Genomic DNA, 12800 nt, shown 5'->3' with positions numbered 1-12800 from the left:
AAGCAATTCCGAAAACAGCTTCAGCTTATTTAAGCGGGTTTACTGAATAGTTACGGATTATTATATGGAAAAATACACTATAGGTTAATTAAGATAATTTATTATTTGAGAAAAGGAAAATCACGGGATTTAATTACGAAAGTTAAATCTGTGTTCAATATTAGTGAAAAAAGTTAAAAAGCATCTCAAAACTTGCTTTTTTACTAAGAGATCAATTCTATATTGCTGCATCACTAAGAGGATCTCGGATAAACTAGAATCGTTCAAAATAACCTTATTACTACAATCCAGGAGGAGACTATGAAAGGGATAATTCTAGCAGGTGGAACAGGCTCTCGATTATATCCGCTGACTAAAGTGACCAACAAGCATCTTTTGCCTGTTGGTAAATACCCGATGATTTTTCATGCCATTGCAAAACTCAAAGAATCAAATATTATTGATATTCTCATTGTGACCGGCAAGGATCATATGGGTGACGTGGTGAATCTGCTCGGGAGCGGTCGTGAATTTGGACTGAAGTTTACATACAAGGTTCAGGATGAGGCTGGCGGGATTGCCCAGGCGCTTGGACTTGCCGAGAACTTTGTTAACGGGGATCAGATGGTTGTTATTTTAGGTGATAACGTTTTTGCTGACAGCATTGCCCCATTCGTTCAAAACTTTCAGCAGCAGGTAAAGGGCGCTAAGATCCTTATCCAAGAGGTGCATGACCCTCAAAGATACGGCGTTCCTGAGTTATCCGGCGATAAGATCCTGTCGATTGAAGAAAAGCCTCAGCAGCCTAAGAGTAGCTATGCCGTCACAGGCATATACATGTATGATAGCCGGGTGTTCGATATCGTTCGGACTTTGAAGCCGTCGGGCCGCGGTGAGCTTGAGATTACCGATGTGAACAACGCCTATATCGAAGCTGGCGAACTGACCTATGATGTGCTTCACGGCTGGTGGACTGATGCGGGAACGCATGCTTCCCTGACCAATGCTAACGAACTGGCAAAGGATCTTGTATTCGGTGAAGAATTCGGTAAATTGAAATTGTAGGAAGACTGAATTTACAGATAAAGAAGGTGTCCAATGAAAGTTCTTGAAACGAAGCTGCCCGGGGTGAAGCTGATCGAGCCGGTCGTGTTCGGCGATCATCGCGGTTTTTTCATGGAAAGCTACAACGAGGAAAAATATGTAGCCAACGGCATTATCCATTCGTTTGTCCAGGACAATCATTCGCTTTCCGTGGAGCCGGGTGTGCTGCGCGGGCTGCATTATCAGTTGAATCCCAAAGCGCAAACGAAGCTTGTTCGCGTTACGGCGGGCGCTGTCTACGATGTTGTCGTCGATATCCGGAAAGGCTCGCCCACTTATGGGCAATGGCAGGGCTTCATTCTGAGCGCCGCCAATAAGCGTCAGCTGCTCGTTCCGCAAGGCTTCGCGCACGGATTCTGTACGCTCGTTCCGAATTGCGAAGTGCTGTACAAGGTCGATGAGCTCTATTCGTCGGAGCACGATCGCGGGATCGCATGGAACGACCCGGCGCTCGGCATCGAGTGGCCGACTTCCACTCCCATTCTGTCGGACAAGGACGGCAAGCATCCGACGCTGGCTAAGGCGGAACCCCATTTTACCTATGAAGGGTGAGTTATTCAAGTGAAAGTACTCGTTACCGGCGGAGCCGGGTTCATCGGCAGCAATTTCATGCTGTATATGATTGCGAAATATCCCGCCTACACATTCGTGAACGTCGATGCGCTTACTTATGCGGGCAACCTTGAAAATCTTCGTTCGATCGAGAAGCATCCCGATTATCGTTTCGTCAAGGCCGATATCGCGGACCGCCAGGCGTTGGAGCCGTTATTTGCGGAAGGCCTCGACGCCGTGATTAACTTTGCGGCAGAGTCGCACGTGGACCGGAGCATCCTGCAGCCGGACATTTTTGTCCGCACGAATGTGCTCGGGACGCAGACGCTGCTCGATCTTGCCAAGCAGTACAACGTAGGCAAGTTCGTGCAAGTGTCCACCGACGAAGTGTACGGCACGCTGGGCGAGACCGGCCTGTTCACGGAAGAAACGCCGCTGCAGCCGAACAGTCCTTATTCCGCCAGCAAGGCGGGGGCGGACATGCTCGTTCGCGCCTATCATGAAACGTTCGGTCTGCACGTCAATATCACGCGCTGCTCGAACAACTACGGGCCGTACCAGTTCCCGGAGAAGCTCATTCCGCTGATGATCCGGAACGCGCTGCAGGATAAACAGCTGCCTGTATACGGCGACGGCCTCAATGTGCGTGACTGGCTCTATGTCGAGGACCATTGCAGCGCGATCGATCTCGTTCTGCATCAAGGGCGGAGCGGCGAAGTGTACAACGTCGGCGGACGGAACGAGCGCAGCAATATCCAGGTCGTCAAGACGATCCTGCAAGAGCTCGGCAAGCCCGAGTCGCTTATCACCTACGTAAAAGACCGTCTCGGACACGACCGCCGCTACGCGATCGACGCCGACAAAATTCGCAGCGAGCTCGGCTGGCAGCCGAAGCATGATTACGAGAGCGGCATCCGCGAGACGATCCGCTGGTACCTGGCGAACCAGGCCTGGATGGAGCAAGTCGTCTCCGGCGCTTATCAGCAGTACTATGACGTGCAATACAAGGATCGCCTGGGGGCGCAGTCCTGATGGAGCGGCGGCTGAAAATCCTCGTTACCGGCGCTTCCGGGCAATTGGGCCGCGAACTGGTGCAATTGACAGCCCCGGCGGACGTGGAGATCGTCGGTTTCGGTCGCGATCGGCTCGATATTACGAATCTCGACAACTGCCGTTCCGTTCTGGCGGAGCAACGCCCGGATGCAATCATCCACTGCGCCGCCTACACGGCCGTCGATCAAGCCGAATCGGAGCCGGATGCGGCGTTCCGGGTCAATGCGAGCGGCAGCCGCAACCTGGCGGTCGCAGCGGAGGAGACCGGCGCGCGGCTGTGCTATGTGAGCACGGACTATGTTTTCGACGGCAAGGGAAAGGCGCCTTACAATGAATATGACGCGCTGAATCCGCAGACGGTCTACGGCAAGTCCAAGCTGGCCGGGGAGGAGCTGGTCCGCACGCTCAGCAGCCGGTATTTCATCGTCCGCACGTCGTGGGTGTACGGCAAGTACGGCAGCAATTTCGTGAGAACGATGCTGAAGCTGGCCGGGGAGCGCGACAGCCTGAAGGTCGTCAGCGATCAGGTCGGCTCGCCGACGTACACGCTCGACCTTGCGGAGTTTCTCGTCCGGCTGGTTCGCACGGAGCGCTATGGCGTCTATCACGCGTCGAACACCGGCGCCTGCTCCTGGTACGAGTTCGCGCAGGCGATTTTCGAGGAAAGCGGCAGGCATATGACAGTCGAGCCTTGCTCGACGTCCGATTTTCCAAGACCGGCGCCGCGTCCCGCCTACTCCGTTATGGACCACAGCGCGATTCGCAGCAACGGCTTCGAGCCGCTGCGGCATTGGCGGGAGGCGCTTCGCCACTACTTACAAGACAGCGAGTGATTTGTCATGTCCCTTTCAACCGGACGACCGACGGTGAGCGTATGCATCGTCACCTTTAACAGCGCCAGCGATATCGAGGACTGCTTGCATGGAATCATGAAGCAGTCCTTTCCCGTTGCGTCCGTTGTCGTCGTGGACAATGCTTCGCAGGACGGTACGGTGGACCGCGTGTCGCGCTTCGGCCCTCCCGTAACGCTGCTGTCCAACGCGGTCAACAACGGGTTCGCGGGCGGGCAGAATCAGGCCATCGCCCGGACGGACAGCGACTACGTGCTGGTGCTCAATCCGGACGTAACGCTGCAGCCCGATTACATCGCGCGCATCGTGGAAGCGATGGACAATGACCCTGAGGCGGGCTGCGCGACCGGCAAGCTCGTATTGGCCGAGCGCCCGGACGTGATGGACAGCGCGGGGTTGGCTCTGCATGCCGACCGCAATGCCTATGATTTGGCGGCGGGGCAGCCGGCTTCGCTATGGGACGAGCCGCGCGAGGTGTTCGGGGTGTCCGGCGCGGCGGCGATGTACCGGCGGGCGATGATCGAGGATATTTCGTATGCGGGTCAGTTTTTCGACGAGGACTTCTTTGCTTACAAGGAGGATGTCGACGTCGCCTGGCGCGCGCGCCATCTCGGCTGGAAGGCCCTTTATGCGCCGGCCGCCCGGGCCGTTCACCGCAGGGGCTGGAAGAAGGGCGGCCGGCAAGCGGTCCCGCTTGCGGTGCGCCGGCACTCCTACCAGAACCGCTTTTTCACGCTGATCAAGAACGAGCCGGCCGGCCTGCATTGGTTCTGGCTGCTTCCGCTGATCGCGGTCAAAGAAACGGCCAAGCTCGCTTATATCATCGTCAGGGAGCCGGGGCTGCTCGGCAGCTGGCCGGTCATTTGGCGCAGTCTGCGTCCGATGCTGCGCAAGCGCAGGTGGCTTTTTCGCAGAAAGCTGTCGATTCCTGTAAAGAATTAACGTTTTTATAGTTGGTAGAGCGCCGATTTTTTGCTAGAATGATAGTAGCTATGAAAAAATGCTCTGCTATTTTCACTGGCAGTACGGGCTTGAGGGTGTGATTGCGCTTGATCAGACAAAACCAGCGGTTTCTGACCCAGATCTATGTGCTGGCGGATGCAGCTTCGATGCTGCTTGTTTTCCTGGCCGCCTATTGGATCAAATTCCGCAGCGGATGGGTGCCGTACGAGGCGGCGTTGTCTTTCAGCAGCTATCTGCTGTGGGGAACGGTTTATTCGTTTGCCGCGATTCTGGTCGGTTTCTATGCCGGCTTCTACGCGCCGAGACGGCGGACGAGCTTCTCGATGGACGTGTGGAAAATTTTGCAGGTTCACGGGACCAGCTTCCTCGGCCTGCTCGGGGCTCTCTACTTTGTGAAAGAGGTCGACATCTCCCGGCAATTCCTCGGCATTTTCCTCGCCATGAATGTGGTGACGCTGATCGTCTACCGCTTCGCGGTGAAAATGTCGCTTTTCCGGCTGCGCCGCAAAGGCTTCAACAAGAAGTTCGTGCTCATTCTCGGCGCCGGCTCGGTCGGCCGCAGCTTCTACGAGAGCCTGCGGCAGCACCCGGAGCTGGGCTACGACGTGTACGGCTTCCTGGACGATTTTCATGATGAACATCCTCCCGAATATCGGCACATGAAGCCGATTATCGGCAAAGTCGACGAGCTGGCGGATGTGCTGCGAAGGAATCCGATCGACGAGGTCATTGTCGCGCTTCCGCTCGATGCGCACGGCAAATACGCCGATATCATCGATTTGTGCGACAACGCGGGCGCGAAGACGCTGATCATTCCCGATTTCTTCGATCTGCTGCCGGCGCGTCCGTTCTTCGACAACTTTGCCGGCATCCCGCTGATCAACGTGCGCGACATTCCGCTCGACGAGCTCAGCAACCGGCTGCTGAAGCGGACGTTCGACATTGCGTTCTCGCTCGCCGCGATCGCCGCTACGCTGCCCGTCATGCTGATCGCCTGGATCGGCATCAAGCTGACGTCGCCGGGTCCGGTCATTTTCCGGCAGGAGCGGATGGGGCTCGACCGCCGGACGTTCCCGATGTACAAGTTCCGCACGATGCATGTGTCCGACGCGTCCGTATCGGATACGCAGTGGACGGTGGAGAACGATCCGCGGCGCACGCGCTTCGGCTCCTTCCTGCGGCGGACGAGCATCGATGAGCTGCCGCAATTTTTCAACGTGCTGGTCGGCGACATGAGCGTCGTGGGCCCGCGGCCGGAGCGGCCGTATTTCGTGGAGCAGTTCAAGGATGAAATTCCGAAATATATGGTCAAGCATCATATTCGGCCCGGCATCACCGGCTGGGCGCAGACGAACGGGCTTCGCGGCGACACGTCCATTCAGGATCGCATCGTGCACGATCTGTTCTATATCGAGAACTGGAGCTTCCTTTTCGACCTGAAGATCATTGTGAAGACGATTGTGAAGGGGCTCGTGAACAAAAATGCTTACTAATGTTGTTGCCGCGGCTGTTGCGGTTTCCGTTATCATTCCTGCGTATAATGCCGGTCCGGAGTTGGAAGAGCTGCTGGGCCGGCTTTTTGCTCAGTCGCTGCCGCCGCTCGAGGTCATCGTGATCGATTCGTCGTCGCAGGACGGCACGGCGGAGCGGGCCCGGCGGTCGGGCGCGCGCGTATTCGAGATCCCGCAAAGTGAATTCGATCATGGCGGTACCAGGAATCGGGCGGCCGGCTTCGCGGCGGGCGAGGTATTGGTGTTCCTGACGCAGGATGCGATGCCCGCGGATGACCGCTTGCTGGAGAAGCTGGTGCAGCCGCTGCGCGACCCTTGGGTCGCTTGCGCCTACGGCAGGCAGCTGCCGCGGGAAGACGCAACCGTGCTGGAGAAGCTGTCGCGGGACTTTAATTATCCGGCTGCCTCTTCGGTGAAGGATAAGAGTGACCTGGAGCGGCTCGGCATCAAAACGTTCTTCTGCTCCAATGTGTGTTCGGCGGTCCGGCGGGAGACGTTCGTCGATTTGGGGCGTTTTGACGAACCGGTTATTTTCAACGAGGACCTGTTCTTCGCCGCAAAGGCGGTGCAGGCGGGCTATCGGATCGCTTACGCTGCGGAGGCCAAGGTTGTCCATTCGCACAACTACTCGGCTGCGCAGCAGTTCCGGCGATTTTTCGACAACGGCGTATCGATGCGGAACAATGCCTGGGTGTACGCGTATTCCTCGGTCAACAAGGAAGGCTCGCGTCTCGTACGGACGCAGATGAAGGCGCTGGCGCGGGGGCGCAAATGGCGGTGGGTTGTTAAGCTTGTGGTGGAATCGGCTGCCAAATATGCGGGCTATCAGCTCGGCAAACGGTACGACCGGCTGCCGTATGCGCTGCGCGTCAGGTTCAGCATGCATCGTGCGATATGGGGCAAGCTGCAGGCCGGCGGCGGCGGCGGCGGTAAAGGCACCGCCGTTCGGGGATGATAGTTGTTGCAGGGTAACGGCAGGGTTTACGGGGAAGTGACACGATCGCTCCGCTACAACTCGAGCCTCTCCCGGCGCGCGTTGCGGCGCTGCATCGCGGCTGTCAGACCACAACGGCTGATTGGTGTTGACGTGCGGTTTGTAGCGATGAACATATGTCCTCGCCTGCGTCGATATGGGCCGGCGTGACCGATAGGTGGTGACGTGCGGCATGCAACGATTGAATAGAGATCAGAGATCGAATCCGCGTCTTGGTCCCGTTATTCGAGCGGCCAACCGGGAAGGGTGTTATGAGCAATGACGGAGGGATCGGCGAATTGAACGGCGAATTGAACGGAATCCTATTGGCCGGCGGTCGGAGCCGCCGGATGGGGCGGGACAAAGCGCTGCTGGATGTAGGCGGCAAGCCGCTGCTGGCCGTGCTGCTGGGGCGAATGGCCGGCATTTGCGGGGCGATTGTGGTTTCGGCAGGGGATGCCGAGCGGGCCGCGGAGTACCGCCAGGCGCTGACCGGCTTCGTGGCGGACAGCGAGACGGCCGGCTCCGTACCGGACAGCGTGATGGCGAACGTCTCGTTCGCTGTCGACCGGTATGCCGGGTGCGGGCCGTTGGCCGGTCTCCATGCCGGGCTGTCCGAGCTTCCGGATGGATATGCGTTTATTATGGGATGCGATATGCCGAGGCTCTCGGAGCCGCTTGTTCGCCGAATGCTGGCGGCGGCGGAGGCCGCCGACGCCGATATCGCGCACGTGCCGGACCAGCCTTTTCACTCGCTGTGCCATACCCGCGCGGCAGAGCCGCTTGGGCGGCTGCTGGAGCAGGGCGAGTACCGGGTGATGAGGGCGCTGGAGCAGCTCAAGGCGGTGACGGTTGAGCCGGAGAGCGAGGAGGAACGGCAGGCGTTCGTGAATTTGAATACGCCGGAAGCGTACAGGCGTTTCAAGGAACAGTAATAATCTTGGGGATTTCTCGATATAACTTTTATGCGCGGGTGGGAATCTAACGTTATAATGGCCTGGCGCACCCGAGGTGGGGAGTAACGTTGGAACCCGGCAATAAAATCTCGGTAGAGGTTATCTCATAGGAGGTTGTGGAGTGAAAGTCAGAAAAGCGATCATACCCGCGGCCGGGCTGGGAACCCGATTCCTGCCGGCGACGAAAGCGATGCCGAAAGAAATGCTGCCGATCGTCGACAAGCCGACGATTCAGTATATTGTGGAAGAAGCGGTGGCGTCGGGCATCGAGGATATCATTATCGTGACAGGCAAAGGCAAACGGGCGATCGAGGACCATTTCGACAACTCGTTTGAGCTGGAACAGAACCTGCTCGACAAAGGGAAGCTCGAGCTGCTGAACGAAGTTCAGAAGTCCTCGAACATGGTCGATATCCATTACATCCGCCAAAAGGAAGCCAGAGGCTTGGGCCATGCGATCTGGTGCGCCCGCAAATTTATCGGCAATGAACCGTTCGCCGTCTTGCTGGGCGACGACATCGTGCAGGCCGAGAAGCCTTGCCTGAAGCAGATGATCGAGAAGTATGACCGCTACAGAGCGAGCGTCATCGGTGTGCAGCGCGTTCCGGAGGATGAAGTCAGCCGGTACGGGATCGTGAACGGCAAAGAGCTCGACAACCGTTTCTACGGTGTGGCCAACCTGGTCGAGAAGCCGAAGAAAGAAGATGCGCCCTCGAACCTCGCGATTATGGGACGTTACATTCTCAGCCCGAAAATATTCGGTATTCTGGAGAATCAGCAGCCGGGGGCCGGCGGGGAGATCCAGCTCACGGACGCGATCGACGAGTTGAATCGGCACGAGGCCGTATATGCCTACGATTTCGAAGGGACACGATACGATGTCGGCGAAAAAATGGGCTTTATCCAGACGACCATCGAGTTTGCGCTGCAGCGCGACGATTTGAGGCGGGAGTTGCTGGACTATATGGCCGGGAAGGTTGCGCGGGAAGGCGCGAATCCTGTAGGGGAGTAGCGTTCAGAATGAGAACCGTCAGTCAATATTGACCTGACGGTTTTTCGTATGCCGACTGATGTAAATATTTTATCGTCGCAATTTCAATCATCTTTAACTTCTGGTTTTGTCCCTATTCCGTCCTTATTTGTGCGTATTTGTCCTTATTCGTGTCCCTATTGTCTTAATGGACCTGCTCTTTCAGTCTTTGAATTTCGGATTCGGACAATCCCGTTGTCTTCACAATCAATGAAATATCAAGACCTTCAACGAGCATATTTTTGGCTACTTCCGTCTTCGCTTTGGTTTCCGCATAATCCAGCGCTGAACGTTCGTCCAACAAGGCTTTTTTGCGCATTTCGTACATGTATCGAGCTTCTTTGTCTTGGCTTAAAAACTCCAGCGTCGTCATCGCCTTTTTCAATTCCGGCATATCCATCGCTAATACCTCCCATCGTTCTTTGGGCACTCCTTTGAGAAAGGTGAGCCATTTGACTAACCGATCGTCCAAACTGTACGCCTTTTCCTCCAGCTTCGGCAGTTCCATAAAGTGAATTTCGATGTGGTCTGTGAGCAGCAAGCCCGTATGGTCTTCCCGCAGATGAAACGTGTTGTGGATACGGTCGTTTGGCAGCATGGTGAAGTTCAAAATATTGATCGTGATCGTTTTCTTCAGTTCTTTATACAGCTGTTTTTCGGCCAATTGTTCCTCGTACATTTTCGCCCAGTAATACAAGGTACGTGGAGCCATGTCGTATTTGTCGGCAAGCTGGATTTCCAGGTTGATTTGCTTGCCTTCTGCGGTTTTTGCGCGAATATCCAATACGGATTGTTTATCTTCAAGCGCATTTTTATCAATATGTGTATTGATCAGAATAATCTGCGTAAGTGGCTTCGGCTCTGTCTCCCGGAGTGCCGCATTCAGGAAGGAGAGCAGCACATCTTTGTTCTCCTCGCTGCCGAAGATCCGTTTGAACACAAAATCGACTTTGGGATCGAGCAGGTCGTTCATTTCATCCACTCCATGAGTTTTGCTATCCGTTGCGAGGAATTTTTGTTAATCCCATTATACCATGAATAATGGTCAAAGGTAATGAGCGCCTGATGGCTATCCCCCGTGAAGCGAGATCACTTGCCACTCGCTGTGCTTGCTTGTTAACCCATACATGACCATAACAAAAGGACTGCTCCTGGAAGGGATCCAATCTTCAGGGGAGCAGTCTTTTTGCATGGGTGTTGGTGCGGTCTGCACTCACGAGAACGGGGGAGTGGTCATCTGCCGTTCTCGCTCGCCGTGCGCAGCCGCACCCTTCCTTCTGCGGCGGCCGGGCCTGCCGTTGTTTCAATCGCGGCATCCGCCGCGGCTGCAGCAGGCGCGGCAGGCGGCGCCGCCGAAGCGGCTGGCGGGTCAGGCGATGCCGCCGAAGCGGCAGTGCGGCTTTGCCGTGCCCCGGCGGCACCGGCGCACGGCTGGACGGCGGCACCGGCGGCTAACGCATCCTCCGTCCCGGCGCCGTAAAGCTCGCGGTCCGCGCGTTCGACGCGCACCGCGCATATCTTGAACTCCGGCATCCGGCTGATCGGGTGCAGGGCGTCGTTGGTAAGCCGGTTGACCGACAGGTCGCCGCCCCAGTGGAACGGGACGAATATTGTCGTCGGGTGTATTTCCTGGGAAATTTTCACCTCGAATACAAGGGAGCCGCGCCTTGTCGTCAGCCGCACCTTGTCGCCGAAGCGCAGGCGGAGCTTCTCGGCGAGCGACGGATGGAGCTCCGCGACCGGAACGGACGCCTTCTTCATCAGCGCGTCCGTTCGCCTCGTCTGCACGCCGCTCAGGTAATGGCTGCCGAGCCGGCCGGTCGTCAGGATATACGGATACTGCGCATCCGTCGTCTCGGCCGGCTTCTGCGGCGTGATGCCGTGAAGCCTCGCGCGCCCGTCCGAATGGGCGAAGGCGCCGCCGTCGAACATCCGCGGCGTGCCCGGATGCTCCGGGGAAGGGCAGGGCCAGAACACGCCTTTCTCGGCGATGAGACGCGCGTAGGTGATGCCGCTGTAGTCGGCTTTGCCGCCGGCGGTGGCGCGGCGCAGCTCATTGAACACGGCTTCGGGTGAATCGAAGCGGAAATGTTCGCCCCGGCCGAGGCGGTCCGCCAGTGCGCAGATCAGCTTGAAGTCCGGCATAGCCTCGCCGGGCGGCTCCAAAGCTTGCGCACGGTGGAAGATGCGGCCCTCGAGATTCGTGAGCGTACCCTCCGCTTCGAGGAAGGAGGTGCCGGGCAGCAGCCAGTGCGCATAGGCGGCCGTCTCCGTCTCGAACAGGTCGACCACGACGAGCAGTTCCAGCTTCCGCAGCGCTTCCGCGACTCGTGCGCTGTTCGGGCTGGAGACGACGGGGTTGGAGCCGAGCACGATCATCGCCTTGATCTCGCCGTCGAGAATTTTGCCGAACAGCTCGTAAGCCGAAACGCCTTTGCCGGGCAGCTCGGCCGGTTCGACGCCCCATACGCGGGCGACATGCTCGCGGGCGGCCGGATCGTCGATCATCCGGTAGCCCGGCAGCTGATCCGCCTTCTGCCCGTGCTCGCGGCCGCCCTGGCCGTTCGCTTGCCCGGTGACGGCGCCGAAGCCGCAGCCGGGCTTGCCGATTTTGCCGGTGAGCAGGCACAGATTAATATAGTTCAGCGTGTGTTCCACGCCGTTGGTCTGCTGCTCCAGGCCGCGCGCGGTGAGCACGACGCCGGATTCCGCCTTGGCGAAGCCGCGCGCGATCGTGCGGATGACCTCGACCGGAATGCCGGTGTACAGCGATACGCGGTCCGGAGAGAACTCGCGGACAGCCTCGCGCACATCGTCGATGCCGTCGGTATGGCTGGCCACGAATTCCGCATCGTACAGCCGCTCCTCGAGGATGACATGCAGGAGGGCGTTGACGAATACCGAATCGAAGCCGGGCTGGAGCGGCACGTGAATGTCTGCGATTTTGGACGTCATCGTCTGCCGCGGGTCGATCGTCACGATCACCGCCTTGCGTTTCTTGGCGGCGAGCAGGTAGGGCATCATCGTCGGCTGGCACTCCGCAATGTTCGTGCCGGCCAGTATAATATATTGGGATTGCGATACTTCCTCCAGCGGCAGGCTCAGGCCGCGGTCGACGCCGAACGCCTTGTTCTGGGCGGCGGCGGCGGAGGACATGCAGTATCGCCCGTTGTAATCGATGTAGCGCGATTTCAGCGCGACGCGCGTGAATTTGCCGAGCAGGTAGCAGACCTCGTTCGTCAGCGAGCCGCCTCCGAAGACGGAGACGGCGTCGGAGCCGTAACGGGCCTGTATATCGCGAATGCGGGAAGCGATGCCGTCCAGCGCCGATTCCCAGGAAGCGCGCTCCCATGCGGAGCCGGGGGAACCGGCCGAATCGGCGGAATCGCCGACCGGCCCGAACGGCCTGCGCAGCGGGTGCAGCAGCCGTTCGGGATGAATCGCATGCGCCATCGAGTGGAAGCCTTTCTGGCACAGTCTGCCTGTGGCGACCGGGAAATCCGGGCTCGGCTTCACCTCGAACCCGGGCTCCGCCTCCGTCCGCACCAGTTCGATGCCGCATTGCATGCTGCAATAACAGCAGTGGGAAGGAAGACGATCTGTATTCGGTTGTGCGGCGACAGGAGAGGCCATCGAAATCCCTCCCTCCTATAGAAATGTACATGTGTTGCTAACGGGTCAGGCGTTCATGCGGACAACAAATCCATCACATCAAGCAGCTCGAAGATATCGTATGCGTCGAATGCGTCCATGCCGGTATCCTCCTTCTGCAGGCTGCAGCCGGGCTCGCTGTCGTTTGCGCTTGCCGTCCCTGACGTCACCCGTGCC

At 57.8% G+C, this 12800-nt stretch carries 12 protein-coding genes; 9 read left to right on the top strand and 3 right to left on the bottom strand.

All coding sequences use genetic code 11. The features are described 5' to 3' along the window. Positions 1-300: 300 nt before the first annotated feature. The 9 genes from RWM61_RS02760 (at position 301) to galU (ending at position 8954) form a co-directional block, all read left to right on the top strand. Positions 301-1044, top strand: a complete 744-nt coding sequence (locus RWM61_RS02760; RefSeq protein WP_313997127.1) for a sugar phosphate nucleotidyltransferase — start codon at positions 301-303, stop codon at positions 1042-1044. 33 nt (positions 1045-1077) lie between these two features. Next, positions 1078-1635 (top strand): dTDP-4-dehydrorhamnose 3,5-epimerase, encoded by a 558-nt coding sequence (rfbC, locus tag RWM61_RS02755; protein ID WP_313997125.1) that lies wholly within the window; start codon positions 1078-1080, stop codon positions 1633-1635. A 9-nt stretch (positions 1636-1644) separates the two neighbouring features. Further along, complete coding sequence (gene rfbB, locus RWM61_RS02750; RefSeq protein ID WP_313997121.1) at positions 1645-2667, top strand: dTDP-glucose 4,6-dehydratase; 1023 nt, start codon at positions 1645-1647, stop codon at positions 2665-2667. An 11-nt stretch (positions 2668-2678) separates the two neighbouring features. Beyond that, positions 2679-3521, top strand: coding sequence for a dTDP-4-dehydrorhamnose reductase (gene rfbD, locus RWM61_RS02745; protein WP_313997143.1), 843 nt, complete (start codon positions 2679-2681; stop codon positions 3519-3521). Between the two features lie 6 nt (positions 3522-3527). Further along, on the top strand, positions 3528-4481 hold the full coding sequence (locus tag RWM61_RS02740; protein WP_313997119.1) for a glycosyltransferase family 2 protein: 954 nt from the start codon (positions 3528-3530) through the stop codon (positions 4479-4481). A 107-nt stretch (positions 4482-4588) separates the two neighbouring features. Next, a complete protein-coding gene (locus RWM61_RS02735) occupies positions 4589-5995 on the top strand; it encodes an undecaprenyl-phosphate glucose phosphotransferase (RefSeq protein ID WP_313997117.1) in 1407 nt (468 codons plus the stop codon). Continuing rightward, positions 5985-6968, top strand: a complete 984-nt coding sequence (locus tag RWM61_RS02730; protein ID WP_313997115.1) for a glycosyltransferase family 2 protein — start codon at positions 5985-5987, stop codon at positions 6966-6968. Before RWM61_RS02735 ends, RWM61_RS02730 begins: the two co-directional genes overlap by 11 nt. A 290-nt stretch (positions 6969-7258) precedes the next feature. Next, positions 7259-7921 carry a molybdenum cofactor guanylyltransferase gene (locus RWM61_RS02725; RefSeq protein WP_313997113.1) on the top strand — a complete coding sequence of 221 codons (663 nt, stop codon included), beginning with the start codon at positions 7259-7261 and terminating at the stop codon, positions 7919-7921. A 142-nt stretch (positions 7922-8063) separates the two neighbouring features. Next, positions 8064-8954 carry a UTP--glucose-1-phosphate uridylyltransferase GalU gene (galU, locus tag RWM61_RS02720; protein WP_313997111.1) on the top strand — a complete coding sequence of 297 codons (891 nt, stop codon included), beginning with the start codon at positions 8064-8066 and terminating at the stop codon, positions 8952-8954. A 163-nt stretch (positions 8955-9117) separates the two neighbouring features. On the opposite strand, the gene RWM61_RS02715 is transcribed toward galU, so the two are convergent. The 3 genes from RWM61_RS02715 to RWM61_RS02705 form a co-directional block, all read right to left on the bottom strand. Further along, positions 9118-9945, bottom strand: coding sequence for an Rpn family recombination-promoting nuclease/putative transposase (locus RWM61_RS02715; protein ID WP_313997108.1), 828 nt, complete (start codon positions 9943-9945; stop codon positions 9118-9120). A 260-nt stretch (positions 9946-10205) separates the two neighbouring features. Next, complete coding sequence (locus RWM61_RS02710) at positions 10206-12605, bottom strand: molybdopterin oxidoreductase family protein (RefSeq protein WP_313997106.1); 2400 nt, start codon at positions 12603-12605, stop codon at positions 10206-10208. Positions 12606-12658: 53 nt separating this feature from the next. Beyond that, positions 12659-12793: a hypothetical protein gene (locus RWM61_RS02705; RefSeq protein WP_313997105.1), complete on the bottom strand. Its 135-nt coding sequence runs from the start codon at positions 12791-12793 to the stop codon at positions 12659-12661. Positions 12794-12800: the final 7 nt, after the last annotated feature.

The sequence above is a fragment of the uncultured Paenibacillus sp. genome (genome assembly GCF_963515335.1).
Classification (GTDB): domain Bacteria; phylum Bacillota; class Bacilli; order Paenibacillales; family Paenibacillaceae; genus Paenibacillus_I.
This window is presented reverse-complemented; position numbering and strand designations above follow the sequence as displayed.

Excerpts from the sequence above, each read along its gene's own strand:
- RWM61_RS02760 (WP_313997127.1), top strand. The coding sequence starts at position 301 with ATGAAAGGGATAATTCTAGCAGGTGGAACAGGCTCTCGATTATATCCG.
- rfbC (WP_313997125.1), top strand. The coding sequence starts at position 1,078 with ATGAAAGTTCTTGAAACGAAGCTGCCCGGGGTGAAGCTGATCGAGCCG.
- RWM61_RS02740 (WP_313997119.1), top strand. The coding sequence starts at position 3,528 with ATGTCCCTTTCAACCGGACGACCGACGGTGAGCGTATGCATCGTCACC.
- RWM61_RS02730 (WP_313997115.1), top strand. The coding sequence starts at position 5,985 with ATGCTTACTAATGTTGTTGCCGCGGCTGTTGCGGTTTCCGTTATCATT.
- RWM61_RS02725 (WP_313997113.1), top strand. The coding sequence starts at position 7,259 with ATGAGCAATGACGGAGGGATCGGCGAATTGAACGGCGAATTGAACGGA.
- RWM61_RS02715 (WP_313997108.1), bottom strand. The coding sequence starts at position 9,945 with ATGAACGACCTGCTCGATCCCAAAGTCGATTTTGTGTTCAAACGGATC.
- RWM61_RS02710 (WP_313997106.1), bottom strand. The coding sequence starts at position 12,605 with ATGGCCTCTCCTGTCGCCGCACAACCGAATACAGATCGTCTTCCTTCC.